General features: G+C 59.7%; 16 protein-coding genes. 7 read left to right on the forward strand and 9 right to left on the reverse strand.

Annotated features, from left to right (window positions below; genetic code table 11):
• Positions 1 to 196 precede the first annotated feature (196 nt).
• A complete protein-coding gene (locus llg_RS05570) occupies positions 197 to 703 on the forward strand; it encodes a hypothetical protein (RefSeq protein ID WP_338288627.1) in 507 nt (168 codons plus the stop codon).
• 1037 nt (positions 704 to 1740) lie between these two features.
• Here llg_RS05570 and llg_RS05575 read toward each other — a convergent pair.
• The 3 genes from llg_RS05575 to llg_RS05585 all read right to left on the reverse strand — a co-directional run bounded on the left by llg_RS05575 (position 1741) and on the right by llg_RS05585 (position 4775).
• Positions 1741 to 2097 carry a DUF2958 domain-containing protein gene (locus tag llg_RS05575; RefSeq protein WP_338288629.1) on the reverse strand — a complete coding sequence of 119 codons (357 nt, stop codon included), beginning with the start codon at positions 2095 to 2097 and terminating at the stop codon, positions 1741 to 1743.
• A gap of 815 nt (positions 2098 to 2912) precedes the next feature.
• Positions 2913 to 3488, reverse strand: coding sequence for a DUF4339 domain-containing protein (locus llg_RS05580; protein WP_338288631.1), 576 nt, complete (start codon positions 3486 to 3488; stop codon positions 2913 to 2915).
• Positions 3489 to 3497: 9 nt separating this feature from the next.
• Complete coding sequence (locus llg_RS05585; RefSeq protein ID WP_338288633.1) at positions 3498 to 4775, reverse strand: hypothetical protein; 1278 nt, start codon at positions 4773 to 4775, stop codon at positions 3498 to 3500.
• Between the two features lie 300 nt (positions 4776 to 5075).
• On the opposite strand from llg_RS05585, the gene llg_RS23015 reads away from it, so the two are divergent.
• A complete protein-coding gene (locus llg_RS23015; protein WP_345789191.1) occupies positions 5076 to 5330 on the forward strand; it encodes a helix-turn-helix transcriptional regulator in 255 nt (84 codons plus the stop codon).
• Between the two features lie 55 nt (positions 5331 to 5385).
• On the opposite strand, the gene llg_RS05590 is transcribed toward llg_RS23015, so the two are convergent.
• The 3 genes from llg_RS05590 to llg_RS05600 all read right to left on the reverse strand — a co-directional run bounded on the left by llg_RS05590 (position 5386) and on the right by llg_RS05600 (position 7586).
• Positions 5386 to 6078: an EF-hand domain-containing protein gene (locus llg_RS05590; RefSeq protein ID WP_338288634.1), complete on the reverse strand. Its 693-nt coding sequence runs from the start codon at positions 6076 to 6078 to the stop codon at positions 5386 to 5388.
• Between the two features lie 176 nt (positions 6079 to 6254).
• Positions 6255 to 7010, reverse strand: coding sequence for a hypothetical protein (locus llg_RS05595; protein WP_338288637.1), 756 nt, complete (start codon positions 7008 to 7010; stop codon positions 6255 to 6257).
• Between the two features lie 21 nt (positions 7011 to 7031).
• Positions 7032 to 7586, reverse strand: a complete 555-nt coding sequence (locus llg_RS05600; protein ID WP_338288640.1) for an RNA polymerase sigma factor — start codon at positions 7584 to 7586, stop codon at positions 7032 to 7034.
• Positions 7587 to 7741: 155 nt separating this feature from the next.
• Here llg_RS05600 and llg_RS05605 point away from each other — a divergent pair, with 155 nt between their 5' ends.
• The 4 genes from llg_RS05605 to llg_RS05620 all read left to right on the forward strand — a co-directional run bounded on the left by llg_RS05605 (position 7742) and on the right by llg_RS05620 (position 10440).
• Positions 7742 to 8230, forward strand: coding sequence for a DoxX family protein (locus llg_RS05605; protein WP_338288642.1), 489 nt, complete (start codon positions 7742 to 7744; stop codon positions 8228 to 8230).
• A 102-nt stretch (positions 8231 to 8332) separates the two neighbouring features.
• Entirely contained in the window at positions 8333 to 8638 is a 306-nt protein-coding gene (locus tag llg_RS05610) for a hypothetical protein (protein ID WP_338288644.1), read from the forward strand.
• Positions 8639 to 8705: 67 nt separating this feature from the next.
• Positions 8706 to 9572 carry a DUF692 domain-containing protein gene (locus tag llg_RS05615; protein WP_338288646.1) on the forward strand — a complete coding sequence of 289 codons (867 nt, stop codon included), beginning with the start codon at positions 8706 to 8708 and terminating at the stop codon, positions 9570 to 9572.
• Positions 9532 to 10440 carry a DNA-binding domain-containing protein gene (locus llg_RS05620; RefSeq protein ID WP_338288648.1) on the forward strand — a complete coding sequence of 303 codons (909 nt, stop codon included), beginning with the start codon at positions 9532 to 9534 and terminating at the stop codon, positions 10438 to 10440. Before llg_RS05615 ends, llg_RS05620 begins: the two co-directional genes overlap by 41 nt.
• 214 nt (positions 10441 to 10654) lie before the next feature.
• Here llg_RS05620 and llg_RS05625 read toward each other — a convergent pair whose 3' ends face one another.
• The 3 genes from llg_RS05625 to llg_RS05635 form a co-directional block, all read right to left on the reverse strand.
• A complete protein-coding gene (locus llg_RS05625; protein WP_338288650.1) occupies positions 10655 to 11740 on the reverse strand; it encodes a HupE/UreJ family protein in 1086 nt (361 codons plus the stop codon).
• Positions 11737 to 13176 (reverse strand): tetratricopeptide repeat protein, encoded by a 1440-nt coding sequence (locus llg_RS05630; protein ID WP_338288652.1) that lies wholly within the window; start codon positions 13174 to 13176, stop codon positions 11737 to 11739. Before llg_RS05630 ends, llg_RS05625 begins: the two co-directional genes overlap by 4 nt.
• A gap of 97 nt (positions 13177 to 13273) precedes the next feature.
• Positions 13274 to 14836 carry a DUF4331 domain-containing protein gene (locus llg_RS05635; RefSeq protein WP_338288654.1) on the reverse strand — a complete coding sequence of 521 codons (1563 nt, stop codon included), beginning with the start codon at positions 14834 to 14836 and terminating at the stop codon, positions 13274 to 13276.
• 567 nt (positions 14837 to 15403) lie between these two features.
• Here llg_RS05635 and llg_RS05640 point away from each other — a divergent pair.
• Complete coding sequence (locus llg_RS05640; protein WP_338288656.1) at positions 15404 to 15622, forward strand: hypothetical protein; 219 nt, start codon at positions 15404 to 15406, stop codon at positions 15620 to 15622.
• Positions 15623 to 15628: the final 6 nt, after the last annotated feature.

Below are 15628 nucleotides of genomic sequence, written 5' to 3' on the forward strand. Positions count from 1 at the left end.
CGGCTTGGAGGTGACTTCGAGCTGGGCAGGTGTCGTCATTCCGCGGAGCCCAAATCGGAGCATTCCAGCAAGGTTGCTCCGTGTAACATCGCTCAGTTGTGGGCTTGGAGTTTGTGGAAACACTCGGGGTTCCGCGGACGCTCCCGCCCATCCTGGAGCGGTTTCAGAAGGCGACAGAGTGGACCGGGACAACGACATGAAGGACATCATTAACCCCTACGCCAGCGATGAGGTGGCTATCGGAATCGAGCGAAGCATCAAGCAAGGGAGATCGCTCGTGATCTCGGAAATCTTCCTGCACCAGCACCGGCTCATTCACCACACGGGCAAGATCTACCTGACCTCCAAGGACGTTCTGGATGCCCTACACGAACTGGGCATCCAGTATTGGGGCCGGGGGCGCAAGCTGACCAAGCCGAACGCGATCGGTGACGTTCTCGGAAAGCACGGGATGAATCTTCCGCACTTGATGATCGAGGGGAAGAAGCACTACTTCCTCGGAGCCGTGGGGATGTCGGAGAGCCAGCGTGAGGCATTCGACAAGGCTCCCGATGAGGAAAAGGCGAAGATGGTCGACCAAGCCATCGAATACGCAAACTCGCTCATCCGTGCCTTCGAACAGGCAGCCCTCGACGACGAGGAGGATGAGGTCGACTCGGAGAAGGTCGACTCGGTCGAAGTGCAGCCTGAAACGGCGGCTTGATCATTCCGGTTGAGGCATCGGCACCGTGACGCACCCGGTGCCGATCTTTATTTAAGGAGGATACGCAGTCCGCCTACTGAGGCCCCGCGGCGGCGGTTCCCGGCTGCTGCTCCGGTGGACCTACGCCTCCGCAGCCGACCACCGCTCCAGGGGCTTGGAGTGGAGACGGACGGACGAGCGCCGGGGAGGTATCTCCGAGGTCATGAAAGGTTTTGGAAGGGCTCAGACCGCGGAGAAGCGGTGGAAGCGTCTCGAAGGCCATTTCCCGATTCAGGAGAATGGGCGAGAGGAAGCTTTTAGAAAGGGCTCTTCCCTTTCCGACCTCAGGGAAGAAAGGAGAGGACAGATCTTGTTGCACCGAACGCCGTAGGCTTCGGGTATTGGTATACCATAGGCAGGTCTTCGACGGCGGGCGCTCCGGAGACCGGCTCCTAGGCGTTCCACGGTTCTCAGGTGGCCGTGGAACATACGAAAGTACCTCAGTCTTCGTAGAATGGGGCGCTCTGGGGGAGATCCAGCAGTCCGCCGGATATGGAGTGGAAACCCGCGCCCAACATGTTCAGCGAGTGGGGCAAGGTCCCGAAGGACCGCACCGACTACGTGCTTACCGTGAGACCGATCATGATCCATGGAGCGAACGACTCAGTGATCGCGGAGACGGAGTTTCCGGAATCCACGGCTGCCCGCTTGGTTCAGCTCAGGGCGACATTGGACAAAGAATGAACGGTGATCGTCGCTCCTACGAAAGAGACCGGGCTTTCGTAGGTCGAGGGAGCCGTGGAAGACCGTGGAACTCCTGAACTTTAGGCGTTCCACGCTTCTCCGTCTGGACCCTGCTATTGGTATACCAAAGGGACCCTCCCGACGGAGGTTTCTGAAAGAGCAGCCACGTTCTCAGCGCCCTTCGGGTCCCCTGCATTTCCTTCAATCGTAACGATTTCCTTCTCGCCTCGCTCCCCTTCGCCGCTGTCCTCACCCTCCCCGGGGCACCCAGGTGCAAGGAAGATACCTTTCCGGGGCTCTACGATACCTGTCGTTCACGCCACCACCCGTCCCAGGTCGGCAGCCTCCTCCGCATACTCCCGGAGAGTCTTGGAGGCAACGAAGTGAAGGTCGCGCTCCACCGGCAGCCCGAGCCCGTCCCTCACCGCGGCCAGCTCCTCCAACGACACCCATCCCACTTCCGGGAAACCCAGTCCGAGATCGCACAAGCCGAAGGCGAGGCAGGATTCTTCGTCCATCTCGGTGAGAAGCCAGGTTGCGTTTCCGCCTGGGGTGAACAGCTTCAGGATAGGACGGAAGTCGGCTTCGTCCTTCCCGCTGTCAGACAATTCCCGGTTCTCATTGAAGTTTGAAATCAGTTGCTCGCGCAGTTCGTCGGTCAGGAAGTTCATCGGAACCTTCCACCAGAAATCGGAGGGGGTATTTCTGTCAATTTCGACACTGTAGGAGCCCCTCAGCATTGGTCGATCATGGTCGCGTTGAACCTAACTTCCACGATAGCCGGGACCCGATCTCTGGAGTGACGGCGATATTTCGACTTGTCCGCCATTTGTCGATCCGGCTTGAAGAGGCATGTCTAATGACAATTGGGTTCCAGACCGTCCCCGTCCCCGGGGCCCTAGCCGTGGCCAATTCCAAGAAACCATTTCTCTGATCGGGCTCAATCATCGGGTTGATCGCGAAAGGAAGGCTTCGAGAACCGGGAACAATGCCACTTGGATATGCTTTTGCGAATCGCCACGGCCTTTGGTGGGGGCGTCGGGTCGTTGGGTGGGGCCTACTAGATACAACTTGGTTCGCTGCCTCGCCTGTGAGGCAGTCTATTTCGTGGTTCCTTTGGAGAAGAATCGTGGTCGGGCATCTGAAGTAAGAGAGATGCGTGAGCCTATTTTCCGGGTGGTGTGGGACGGCCCGCGACGCTACATGCCTCCCGTTAAGGATCCTTGTCCAGACGGAGCGAAAGATGAGAATTGAGGGGCAAGGTTGTTGTCTGCTTCGGGGGTGTGGGCTGGTGCGTAGATATGGACACTTCCGTCGCATTTCCGCCCTCCCTCCGGCGCTGTTGGGCCTGCCCCGCTCCGCGATGGTCGACACCGGCCGCGTAGCCCCGGCGAAGCAGGTGTCGGGTACCGTCGCCGCGGGGCTCTGGCTGACCCCGTTCGGCACCACGCCGGGAGAGGATGCGAAGGCCGTTGGCGGTGCCCCGTCAGACGGAAAGAGACAGCATGAAGGACACGATCCACGCCACGAAGTATCCCTTCCCTTGGCGAAGTAGCTCCGAGCGCTTCCACAGGTAGACCGGGATGAAGAACGAGGTCGCACCCATCCCCTTCGTCTCATAGCCTGCTTTCCGCAACTCCACCTCGTCCCGGTAACAGAGGCCGACGTTGGCCGCGAAGACGACGAGCCAAAGGCCGCCGGGGCGTGCAAGCGCCAGTTCGAGGAGCACCGCGGCCAACGGGATGAAGGCGATTACCCACGCCAAGGCATCTGCCCCCTGCTTCGTCGGCATGGGTGGCGGGCCGAGTCGGTCAAGTGGAGGCGGTGTCGGAGAAGAGGCCGACAATGGTGGAGGGCCAGTTGGAAGCTCCAACCGTAGCGCGAGATCCTTGGGCGGAGGAACGACGCCAGGCAGGTCGCCGAGCGGTATCCAATCTGCCAGTTCCTCGTGCCACACCAACGCCTCGTAGAAGGGCACCATCCCGGAGGCGACCAGGCGGTTCAGCTCATCGAGCGGGAAGGCCCCGAAATCTGTGCCGTCCTTGTGAACGCGAATCTGCATGGCTCTCCGCTACTGGGCGGATTCCAGCAATTTCACCAAGGTCTCCAACCGGGCCTTTTCCGCTTTCATCTCCGGGGCCTTGCCTTCGACTTCCTGAACAATCTTCGAAGCCTCCAGACAGCGGTAGTAGGCAGCGCTTCCCTGAGTCACGGCCTTCGTCTTGTTGGCAGTCTCTCTGTTGATGAGGGCCAGGGCGTCGCTGTAGCGCTTGCGCTCGGATTCCATGCGGGTTTCCAAGGCTGCCAGTTCGGACTTGGCTGTAGCCAGCCGGACGCGGGCATCACCACCCGGTGTGTTGGAGCCTCCCGGAGCAGCGGGCGTTCGGTCCATCGTTCCATCCTTCCCGCCCAGACGGGCTCCCTCGGCGTCCAGCTTCTCGCGGATCTGCTTGGCCTCCTCCTCCCTGGCTTTCAGGTAGGTCGCGGCGTTCTCTTCTCCCGTTCGAGACTCTTCCTTCGCCGTGGAGGCGCTTCCCTTGTCCGAATGAGTAGCGGACGTATTCTTCGGCTTCTCGTCCTCCACTTCCTTTTCGGAGCCGGGCCACTTGATCTGGCGCTTCTGGACCACGATCGTGGTTTCCAGGTCCATGTTGGGACGCTCCACCGCTTCGGGGGAGGCGACCTCCTCAAGCGCCGACAGGGTGTCGTAGATGAACTTCTCGCCCTCCAGCTTGAACACGGTGATGAAATGGCTGCGCACCATCGCTCCGAACCCATTCTGTGAATCGACGGAGGTGAAGGTCAGGAAGAAATCTCCACTGTTCTCCACGATCTTGAATCCCGAGAACCGTGCCGTGGAGGGGGACTTCAGGCTTTTCAGCACGATCTGTTCCGTCGCGTTCTTGGCCAGGGCGAGACGGTTGGAGACGGACTTGCTATCGGTAGTCGTCTCGTTGTTCACCTCCGCCTTCGGACCACCACCTCCTGTTGCGACAAGGGTGGGACGGATCGCGTTGGTGACCAGGATAAGAGCGACCGTCCCCGCGATGCCAAGGAAGGCGGCGGGAATGAATGACTTCTTCCGGTAGGCTCCGACCAGATCCTGCTGCATGAGCTTGGACTGCTTCCTGGCCAGAGTCCAATACCAGACGGCGAAGAGAACGATGTAGAGGGGCCACGCCGCCAAGGCATCGGCGCTCAAGACAACCGCGATTTGCCACCCAACCATCAGCGCCCCGAAGATCCATGCCCAGGCCTGGGACTTCCGGGCCTCGTCGAGGTAGCCCAGTGCGAGCCAGTTCTTGCGGTGAGCGATAGGGCCGAGAACCGGGCAGACAAGGAACGCCACCAAGGCCGAGGTTTCAGGGTTCCAAAGGTGCAGGGTAGGCGGAAGCGATTGGGCTGTCGGGGAGGGGGCTGTGACAAGCGATGGGACGAGCAGTTGATTCTGGCAGGCAGGACACTGCATCGAGAGGCCGCTAAGCTCGGAAGTCGCGGACAATTGCTGCCCACAGCTCGGACAACCGAAGGAGAAAGAGGGGACGGGCGTCATAGGCCCGGTTAAAACACGCATCGGGTATTTCCGTCAATTGCGCACTACCGTTGGTTAGGTGTTCTGATTCCCGCGGCTGGATAGCCTGTCCGTTTGATGGAAGGGGAAACGGTCAAGAAACTCTTGGATAGACTCAAGGCGTTGCGATTGGCTCGCGGGTTGACTCAGGAGCAATTTGCCGAATCCTCGGGGATCTCATACAAATATTATCAAGCAGTTGAAGCTGGTCGGAAGCGTGACCTTCGTCTCTCTACCCTTGAGCGCTTTGCCGAGGCTCATGGGATCGAAATCTGGCAGCTATTTCATCCGACTGTACCCAAGGTGATTCGGCCCTCCGGGCCACGTCAGTAGATGGCTTTGTCCACGCGGGGCGTGCGGCTCCCGTCCGAGACTCTTGATCGCGGGATTAGTAGACCACCAGCTTTGGAAGGCGAGCGGCCTCCACGAACTGGGTGATGGTCATGGTGACGGGCGGTGTCGCTCCCCTGGGAGTTGCGGTTGCGCTGGCCCAGGCGGTGTCGATGGTCGAAGCCTTGGTGCTCGCGGGATAGAGTCTTGCGAACTCGGTGCGGCTGACCGTGCTATCCTGATTTGCGTCGAGTTGGGCGGCCACTGCCATGCGCTGGGCTCGTAGAGTCCGGGCCTGGTCGAAAGTCGAGAAACTCGGCAAGCTCTTTGCCCACAACCAATCCCAGAAGTCCATCCCCGCTCCACCCTGCGCCCGGGACCAAAAGGAATCGATGGTGGAGGCAGTGGTACCGGGCTTCCACATCAGGGCGATCTCCGTCCGGCTCACGACGTTGTCGAGGCTGGTATCCACATTCAGGAAGGCCTGTGTGCGTTCTATCGGGCCGGAGAGCATCTTGGACGCCGTGCGGTTGGTGGTCCCGGCCTTGAATTCCACGAAGCTCAGGAAGGAATCGCGATCGGTGTCGAGAACGGGGAAGATCGCCTCTTTCTTCGGGATTTTCGCGTAGATGCCCTGCCACTCCGCCTGCGTGAGTCGGTCGTCGCGGCTGCTGTCCAGCGCGCAGAATAGGAACTCCAAAGGACCTGCATTGGGATTGATGCCGGTGCCATCCCAATAGGACAGTTCCACATCATTCCGTAGAAGTTACTATACTATCGTGCTCATGATCAAGATGGCCGGCAAATACGACTTCATGCTGCCTCTCTTGACCTGCTGTCTGGCGGCCGACGGGATCGCCGAATGTATGGGATGCCCGCCGATCTATGACCAGCTCCGTCTTCGCTAGGCGGCGATGACGGAACCGTTCACCGAATCCTCCAGCCCCTGAGCTCAGCCAGCAGGGTGAGATCAAGAGGGCTCGGCCTATAAGACAGGCGCCTCTTTTCATCGTCCTTCTTCTCCGCGCTGGAGAGGAACGGCGTCAGCTTTTCCTTCGGTGCCGCGGTGGCGAGAGTGTAGATCACTTTGCCCTTCGTCCACGAGGCGAAGCTCCAGCCATCGATTTCCCGCACTTCAGGGGTCGTGGATTTCGGCTGATCATAGAAGTCATCGGTCCGGGCCACGAGAAGGTGGATCAACTGGTGCTCGTTGCGCTGTTGGCCAGGCTCCCGCCAATAGCACGACATCCAGGCGTTCCGGCCTTTCACATTCACCACCTGGCACGCGGCGCTCTCCAGTGGCATGAGGCCGGGAGGGATTCGGAATTCCTCCGGTGCGCCCTTGTCCACGAGCAATTGCCACAGTTTCTGTTTATCTTGTTCCGGTGGCAGCAGTTCGGACTTTGTGTCAAAGAACTCGATCACTCTGGGTGCAAGTGCCGTATAAGAAACCACCCCTGCATCCCGCTTCATCCACCACCCGCCTGCGAGCGCGAGGATCAACACCGCCGCAATCGCCGCGATGAACCGACGCCATGAGTGCGCCTTGGAGAATCCCACCGACGCATCTCCAGGTTCATTTCCCGTTACTGCACGCCCTTCCGCGAGCACCGCTTCGACCTTCTCAGGCGACAGCGATTGCGCGTCGTAATAGTCGCGGACTTGTTTGCGGAAATCGGACATCTCGATGAAAGCCGTGCGAATTCAGGAGCGATGGGATTGTGACAGTGTGATGAGCAGAACGAAAAAGAGCAGGACTTGATTGCGGGGAAGCAAATCCGCTTCCGAACCGGCGATTTTTCTCAACTTCGCCATGGAACGATGAAGCAGGCTGAGAGTGGTGCCGCGGCTTTGCTCATGGAGTTGAGAAATCTCCTCCGCTGTGTATCCCTTGTAATAGTGGAGGAAAATCACTTCGCGCTCCACCGGCTTCAGTCGACCCAATAAAATAGCGAGCTCCCCCTTCACGCACGGCTCGTCACACCAGGTGCCGGCCTGTTCCCTGATTGAGGGTTCTTCGAGTGAATCGAAATGCACCAGTTTCCGACGACGGCATTGGTCGATGAACAGATGGCGGATCGACGTGAAGAGGATTGCCTGGTTTTCCACCCGGCCATAGCGGCGGCACAGGTTGAGCCACGTCTCCTGCACCAGATCCTCGGCCTCTTCACGATGATGGGTCAGCGCCAGCGCATACCGGAAACCCGCTTGGAGAAGTTCGGTTTCCGTGAGGTCGGGAGCTGGTGAAAAGGTGTCCAAATGGAACGAGGATTCAAGTCACGATGAACCATCGGTTGCTAACACCCTCGGCGATCTCAATCAAACGGCAATTTCTCGAAATTGGGAAAAAAGGCGGCAGCATCAATAGATAAAATTTGTGCAATCAAACTTCCGCGCCGTTCGTCTCACCTCACATGAACGCCGCGTCCATCGTCCCAATTGCCTCACGCGGTTATGGTAGGCTTGCTCACATCGCGGATCACCTCCGGTCGCCGCTGTTGCTCGCGGTGCGTCTTTATTGGGGCTGGCAGTTCTTCATCACTGGGCAGGGCAAGCTGACGAATCTCCCGAAGGTCGCGGGATTCTTCAAGGATCTGGGCATTCCATTGCCAATGTTCAATGCGGTGCTCGCAGCCACCACGGAGTGCGTCGGAGGACTGCTGCTGATGGTCGGCCTTTGCTCACGCATCACCTCCATTCCGCTGATCATCACGATGGTGGTGGCCTATCTGACGGCGGATTCGGAAGCCGTGAAGGCGATCTGGTCGGACTCGAACGGGTTCGTTACCGCCGCACCGTTTCTCTTCCTTTTCATTTCCCTGCTGGTGCTCGTCTTCGGCCCCGGCGCCTTTTCCATTGATCATCTTCTCGCCCGAAAATTCGGGAAGGGCAAGCTGCCCTGAAATGAAAAAAACTTCATCCGCCGGAGATGCCGAGTGGTTTCTTCATGCGGGCGAACCACCCCGGTCACGACCGGAAAAAACCAAAAGCAAAACGAACGAACCATGAAAACCAACAACGCAATCATCGCCGGTGCCGCCCTTACGGGTATCCTCACCGGTGGCTTCGCCACCACCGCCAAGGCTGCCTCCAGCTCGGACAAGAGCGGTGCGGCATTCTCCGCAGGCGTACAGGCCGCGGACTCCGGTGACACCCACGACTGCAAGGGCAAGAACTCCTGTAAGAACAAGGGTGGCTGCAAGAGCGGCGACAACGGCTGCGCCGGCAAGAACTCCTGCAAGGGCAAGGGCGGCTGTGCCATGAAGGACGGCAAGCCCGTCCACAAGGAAAAGGGCGCTGACAAGGCCTGATCTCCCGGCTGCGCAGGCCCCGGTCATCCTTGACCGGGGCCTTCGTTTTCTCTTCAAATCAAAGGTCATGGCCGCCTCCCGTTTCAACAACCACTCGGACTACGGCATTGGGATCGGACTCCGCATTCCCCACTACCAGCATATTCTCCAGGAGAAGCCGGTGGTGGATTGGTTTGAGATCATTTCCGAGAACTACATGGCAGAGGGCGGGCGGCCACTCGCCGTGCTCGACCAGATCCTCGAGCAGTACAGAGTGGTGCAGCACGGCGTTTCCATGTACTTTGGAAACAGCGCACGCCCGAACCGGGACCATCTCAAGAAGCTGAAGAGGCTCACCAAACGCACCAAGACCCCATGGGTCAGCGATCATCTCTGCTGGGGCAGCGTGGACGGTCGATTCACCCACGATCTACTGCCCATGCCTTACACTTGGGAAGCGGTGAAGACCACCGCCCGCAACATCCGCGAGGTGCAGGACTATCTCGAACTACCCGTGGCGGTGGAGAACGTCAGCAGCTACGCCGAGTTCCACCTTTCAGAAATGACGGAATGGGAATTCCTCAACGAAGTGGTGGAGGAGGCCGACTGCGGCATCCTGCTGGACGTGAATAATATTTATGTCTCTTCCCGCAACCACGGTTTCGACCCGATGGATTATGTGAACTCGGTGCCAGCCGGGCGGGTCGCACAGACCCACATCGCGGGGCACACCGAGTTCAAGAAGTACATCCTCGATACCCACGACCACCCGGTGATCGATCCGGTATGGGCGCTCTACGAGCGCGCCATCGAGCGCTGCGGCCGGGTCGCCACGCTGCTGGAGTGGGACGACAACATCCCCACCTTCGACGAAGTCCACGCCGAGGCACTCAAAGCCAACCGATATCTCCCCGATGCCATCGTCCAAGAAGCAACTGCCACCCACGAAGCCTGAGACTACGCTCGCGGATTTTCAGGCCGCGATGGCCCATGCCGTCATGCGTCCGCTGGGGCCGGGGGATAGGATGCGCCGCGAAAACCGAGCCGTGGCGAATGATCTGATCAAGCCTAACGACCGCCTCACCTCACCGGACCGGTTGCAGATCTACAACCAGCAGTACTGGTGGCGGCTGCTCAGTGGATTCTCGGACGATTTCCGCGGACTGCGCGCCGTGCTCGGGCAGCGCAAGTTCGACAAGCTGGCCATCGCCTACCTTCACGAGTGCGGTTCCCATTCGTGGAATCTCCGTGACCTGGGCAGCCGCCTCGGCCAGTTCCTCACAGGGCATCCGGAAACCATCACGCCCCACGGGATGCTGGCCACTGAAATGGCCGCCGTGGAATGGGCACGCGTGATCGCCTTTGATGGTGAGCAACGTCCCAAGTTGGACGCGGAGGAATTCGTGACACGGCAGCCGGAGAGCATGGTTCTAGATGTTCAACCCTATATTTCACTGCTGGAACTGCGTTACCCCATCGACTCCCTGTTGAAACGCCTGAAGCACGCGGAAAACGCACCGGCAAGCAATGCGGTTTCCCGGAACACCACTCCGAGGCCCCTGCGGTTGGCTGCGAAACCATTGCAATCGCCGTTACATCTGGCTGTTCATCGTTCGAATCTCTCAGTGTTCTACAAGCGAATCGAACCTGAGGCCTTCCATCTGCTGAAGGAGCTTCGCGACGGGGTGTCCTTGGAGGAGGCATGCGGCATCGCCTTCGCGGCGTCATTCGATCCCGCAGAGGTAATCGCTGAAAAGGTCCGTAATTGGTTCGCCGCATGGATGTCTTTCGGGTGGCTCTGCGAAAGAACGCCGGAAGCTTGACCGACTCAAACCGCTGCTCAGAGAGTTGACGCATCAGGAATGTCCTGTATGACCTCACTGTTCTCGGGGATGTCGTTGTTTCGCACCCGCTCGATCCATTCCTGATGCAGATCCCTCGTCCACTTCGCCATCACCACGATGGCGACTCCATTGTCTTTCAGACAGCCTCCAAGTGAAAGTATTGAGAATAGGAGCTATTTTTCTCCATTGCTCATTAGCCTTCCATCACCCGCTGGAAGAACCAGAACGCTCCCGCCGCTGTGACGCAGACCGAAGCCGTCGCAATGAGGTGCTGCGAAACGACGGGCCTCCGCACGCGGACATAGGCAAGGAGGGGTGCGACGGTGAGGACGATGCAGGCCTGGCCGATTTCGACACCACTGTTGAACGCGAAGAGAGACCAACCGAGCGCCTCACGCGGCAGCATCATTTCCTGAAGGGCGTTGGCGAAGCCGAAACCGTGGATGAGGCCGAAGCAGAACGCGAAGATCATCCGCGGATCGTGTTTTTTGTTTTTTCCCAGCAGCGCGTGAATACCCACGAAAACGATGCTCAGGGCGATCACCGGCTCGATGACGGATGCTGGCGGGCTGAGAATGTGGAAGGTGGCAAGCCCCAGGGTGATGCTGTGGGCGACGGTGAAGCAGGTAACGATCTTCATCAGGTGACCGAGACTGCCGCCCAGTAGCAGCAACCCGACCACGAAGAGGATGTGGTCGGGCCCGATGAAGATATGGTGCACGCCTTCATAAACAAACTGCTTCACCACCGATCCGATGCTCTGGTGTGAGCTGGCATCGAAGTCGAACGACGTGCGCTCCCCTTCGAAAATCTCCTGCCGCAGGAGAGTGTCCCCCAGGTAGATGTTCAGAAACGTCTTGTGGCGCGTGTCGTAGGGAAACAGCTGGCATTGGACGTGAACTCCCGCAGGGGAGGTGGCCCATGGATAGTGGAAGGTCAGGCGCAGGTCGCGCTTCTCGGGTACGGGCGAGATATCGGTCAGGGTGCCAGCAAGAATGAGTCCATCGGCCGCCAACTCGATCCGCGAAGTGACGAGATCGGAGAGGGCCTTGCGTTGTTCCTCGATCGTTTTCGGTTGGAGCAGCATGCCAGGCTCCACGGACGGCAGGTAGTGGGCGAGATCGGTGTTGGAGGCGGTTACGCTGGCTTCAATGCCGGTGGCGCTCAGTTTCAAGTCGATGAAACTGGTCGGCTCGTCATGGGCAGCCACCCGTCCGAGCAGCAGCAAGGCGGCGAGAGCAATCCGTTTGGCGAAGCTGGGACGGGAGGGCGTGTTCATCGATCTTCCTTGCTGGCGGTGGGCGGCAGTTTGTTGACCGCAGAGGCCTTGTTGGTCGTGTATTGGGCCAACGCCTTCGCGGCGATCGGGGCCTGGAGCGCGTCGAATTGAGGATTGAGACTCAGTGCCAGTTCCAGGTGCTTGCGGGCGGAGGAGCGGTCACCGGCGGCTGCCGCGATCATGCCAGCGTGGTAGTGCATTTCCGGGGAGGGCGTGTGGCGGGCGAGCGCGCGCTTCATCGTTTCGATGGCGTAGGGCAGATCGCCGCTCTTGAAATACACCCAGGCAAGCACGTCGGCTTCAAGCACGTTGGTGGTGAGCTTGTGCTGTTCGGCCAGGCGGAGGGCCTCGACCGGATTGCGATCATGGTCGGCGAAGAACTTGGCCATCTGGGTGTGGTCATGCACACCGGTGGCCACATGGTTGGCGTGAATCGATTCCACCTGGGTGTAGCATTTTTCAGCTTCTTCCTTTTCGCCCTGAATGGCGTGGAGATCGCCGATGGCGGCGAGAGCCTCCTGGTTGGGACCGGCTTCGAGCAGCGTGTTGTAGAATTTGATCGCGGCTGGATAATCGTGCTGCGCGGCAGCGATCTTGCCTGCCGCAAGGAGTACGTGGGCATTGCGGGAATCCGTCTTGATCGCGGGTTCGAGCGTTTGTGCGGCGGCACCCAGCGCACCGTCGTTGAAATACATCATTGCAAGCTTCGCACGGCACCAGGCGGTGTTTTCCGCGAATGGTGCCCCGGAGCGGATGGCGGTTTCCATCAGTGCCACGGCTTTGGTGCGGTCGCCGCAGATCCACAGGAGATAGGAGCCGCGGCTCCATGAAGAGAGATCGGGGCGGAGGTCCATCATCTTCTGATACTCCTGGTAAGCCTGGTCGTAGTTGCCGAGCTCCAGGGCTGCATCCCCGATGATGCCGTGGGCGGCGATGCCATTCGGATCGACGGCGAGGGCCTTGTTCGCCCATTCAATGCTCTGGTCGAAGGTGTGGCGTCCTCCGGTCACCCACGCCATGCCGGTCATCGCATCCACGCTTTTGGGATCGATCCCGAGCGCGTGCTGGTAGGTGATCTCGGCGAGATCATAGAAACTTTGATCCGCGGTATCGCGCAGCTTCTGGGCGAGGGTGTCGCCCAGGTTCACCCACATGGCGGCGGTCCCGGGTTTCTTGCGGGCTTTTTCGAGAGCAGCGGCCAGCGCCTTGTCGGTGAGAGACTCAGAGGCAGGTGCGGGGATTTTCGCGAAGATCTGTTCTGCGGTAAGAATAGGGGTGACAGGGGCAGCGGGGGCCGCAGTGGCTTCCTGGTGCCCGGCAGGAGCTCGCAAAAGTAGCGCGCAAACAAGGGCGGCGGCGATCGCAAGGACAGCCGCCACGATGCGCGGGGTCCGGCGGATCGGTGCCGAACCGGATTCTGTTTCGGTGGAGTTCATGGCGGCGGGAAAGAGGAACAGAGGAAAGGCGTGAAGGCGCCGGCCGCTCCTGTTTGAAGCGACCGGTGCCAGGGGGGGGCATGCAAGAAGAGAGCGATCAGAATCCGACGTTGGGGCCGGAGTCCTTGCTATTGGCCGGACCCGCGTGCGGGGTGGCGGCATAGGGGAACGTCTGGTTATAAACCTGGTCGTTGGATGAGACGTTGTCGCCCACCACCGTGATCGTGCTGAACGTCGGGCCACTGGCGACGGCGGTGAGTGCGATGTCGACCACATCGTCCCCGAAACGACGGCCGTTGGGCCAACCGGAAGGGATCATGGCACCGGACGAAGTGGCGACGGTATCGCTGCCAATGAAGCTGAGGCGGTTGAATCCTGGCTCGCCGGAAACATGAACAGGGCCGGTCGTGGTGTTCACGCGGATCACGTCCGGAATGAAAACGCCGACGAGGTCCGCACGGTTTGTGGTCTGGAATTGGGTGCCATACACCGCGTTGATGAGCACCGCGATCTCCGGATTGCTCGCGTACTTGGCGAACAACTTAGCATCCGTTTTAGGTGAAGTGCGGTTGTAGTTGTCCTTGTCCGCGATGGCCACCAGCACTTCGTTGAAAAGCGGGTTAGCCAGACGGTTGACCTGCACCCATGCACCCGACGCGACGTCATCGCCATTCGCGCTCCGCAGCGTCAATCGTGGGCGGCTGACCGATGCGTAAACACCCACACCGGTGCTCGCGGGCTGCAGCGCACCCGTGTAAGGGAAACTCGGGAGATCGGCGAGAGGAATGACGATGGAGTAGGTGAGGACATTGTAGCCCTTGAAGCCATCGACGCCGTTGCCATCCTGGCCGAGGCCGTCGGCAAGTGAACCGTTGTTGTCCAGAATACGTGATTCCAGCAGGTCGAAGATGCCCGGGGTATCGGCATAAAAGCCATCTTCCCGCGGGCCGGCGAAGACCGTCGTCCCTCCGGCGAGATCATAGACGGTTTGAAAGGTGTAGGGGTCCAGTTCGGCACGGGTGGTGGCACCGGAAACCGCAGCACCGGCGTCGTCATTGTAAAGAGGGGTGGTGTTGATGCCGACGTTCGGTGGTGGGACCAACAGGGGAGTGGACTTGCTGTTGAGCGTGGTCTTCTTGTTGCCGACCGTTTTCACGACGGTGTAGGATTGCACGAAGTTCTGCCGCGCATCGCCCACCGTCTGGATGGGACCAATCTCCGCGCCGCGACCGTAGCGGAGGATCGTGTCCGTGTTCTTATAGTTTCCGGCGTCGGCCGAAACGGCAGAGAATCGGAAATCGTAGCGCTGGGCTTCGATACCGGTGGTCGGGTTGGTGATGTGGATGCTGTAGAGTGCGTCCGGAGAGAACGCGTCGTACATCGAACCATCGCCGGGTTCCGAAAATGGGCGGACGGCGACGGAAACGACCAGGACTTTCTCACCGGTCGGCCGCGTGCGAACGAAGGCGTAGACATCCGTCAGGTTGGCCTGGGGATCCAGCTTGATGAGGGGGGCATCGCTGTGGCTGGAAGCCGAGGCAAGCGGAGCGAGACTGAGGAATCCACCGGCCGCGAGAGCGGCACCGGCGATCGCCGTGAAGGCCTTCGGGGCCTTGGAGATGCGGACATTGCGGCCGCTCGGGTGATAATATTTCTTCATAGTGGTCTTCTGTTGCAAGCCGGTTCGGATTGGCGTCCGTTCGGGCTTTTTTCCAATCGACCAATAGATTGGACTGATCTACCGGTCTCGCCCATCCACCGGTGGCATCAATGACGCATGGGGCTATATCGGATTCTAGAAGGCAGGCTCGCGTGATCCGTGAGGCGGGGAGACGTACCGCGATTTTTTAGCCCCAGAGGACGTCTCCAAATGGATCGAAATCTAGTCGATCGATAGGAACCTGCGAGGTGTGAGTCGCGAGGCGGCGGCCTTGCTGGCGTTTCTGGTCGCAGGGGGTGAAGACCGGGGACATTGAAGGTATGCCACTTCATCTCCCAACCTGAACCCGTGAATTCGGCGTAGACGGTGAGGGCCTTGTCTGGAAGGAGATCGATGAACGCGGAACTCTGCCCGCGCTTGTTGGTTTTGAGGCTCACATTCAGGACTGGAAACTCCCAGTTTTTGGAAAAGGCCTCCGGTTCCGTGAAAATGAGGTCATTCAGCCTAATCGAAGGACGAGCATTCGTCATTTCCTTCATGCTGCCCATCTCCCAAAGCTGAAACCGTATGGGGAAGGACTACTGGCAGCCGCTCGTCGACTTCCTCTACAAGATGGCGGAGGAAGGCACCATCAGCCCGGAGGACCCGGACATCGTGTTCTTCACCGACGACGTCGACGAAGCGGTGGCCCACCTCCAGCGCCACGCCGTCCGCCAGTTCGGCCTGCGGAAACGGCGGCTGCCGAAACCGATGCCGCTGCTCGACGAACAGGCGCTGGCGAAGTGACCGCCG

Source organism: Luteolibacter sp. LG18 (assembly GCF_036322585.1).
In the GTDB taxonomy this organism is placed as follows: domain Bacteria; phylum Verrucomicrobiota; class Verrucomicrobiia; order Verrucomicrobiales; family Akkermansiaceae; genus Luteolibacter.

Bases quoted from the DNA above. Each gene is read 5' to 3' on its own strand.
- llg_RS05625 (WP_338288650.1), bottom strand. From the start codon at position 11,740: ATGAACACGCCCTCCCGTCCCAGCTTCGCCAAACGGATTGCTCTCGCC.
- llg_RS05640 (WP_338288656.1), top strand. From the start codon at position 15,404: ATGGGGAAGGACTACTGGCAGCCGCTCGTCGACTTCCTCTACAAGATG.
- llg_RS23015 (WP_345789191.1), top strand. From the start codon at position 5,076: ATGGAAGGGGAAACGGTCAAGAAACTCTTGGATAGACTCAAGGCGTTG.
- llg_RS05615 (WP_338288646.1), top strand. From the start codon at position 8,706: ATGGCCGCCTCCCGTTTCAACAACCACTCGGACTACGGCATTGGGATC.
- llg_RS05635 (WP_338288654.1), bottom strand. From the start codon at position 14,836: ATGAAGAAATATTATCACCCGAGCGGCCGCAATGTCCGCATCTCCAAG.
- llg_RS05575 (WP_338288629.1), bottom strand. From the start codon at position 2,097: ATGAACTTCCTGACCGACGAACTGCGCGAGCAACTGATTTCAAACTTC.
- llg_RS05570 (WP_338288627.1), top strand. From the start codon at position 197: ATGAAGGACATCATTAACCCCTACGCCAGCGATGAGGTGGCTATCGGA.
- llg_RS05580 (WP_338288631.1), bottom strand. From the start codon at position 3,488: ATGCAGATTCGCGTTCACAAGGACGGCACAGATTTCGGGGCCTTCCCG.
- llg_RS05595 (WP_338288637.1), bottom strand. From the start codon at position 7,010: ATGTCCGATTTCCGCAAACAAGTCCGCGACTATTACGACGCGCAATCG.
- llg_RS05620 (WP_338288648.1), top strand. From the start codon at position 9,532: ATGCCATCGTCCAAGAAGCAACTGCCACCCACGAAGCCTGAGACTACG.
- llg_RS05610 (WP_338288644.1), top strand. From the start codon at position 8,333: ATGAAAACCAACAACGCAATCATCGCCGGTGCCGCCCTTACGGGTATC.
- llg_RS05630 (WP_338288652.1), bottom strand. From the start codon at position 13,176: ATGAACTCCACCGAAACAGAATCCGGTTCGGCACCGATCCGCCGGACC.
- llg_RS05605 (WP_338288642.1), top strand. From the start codon at position 7,742: ATGAACGCCGCGTCCATCGTCCCAATTGCCTCACGCGGTTATGGTAGG.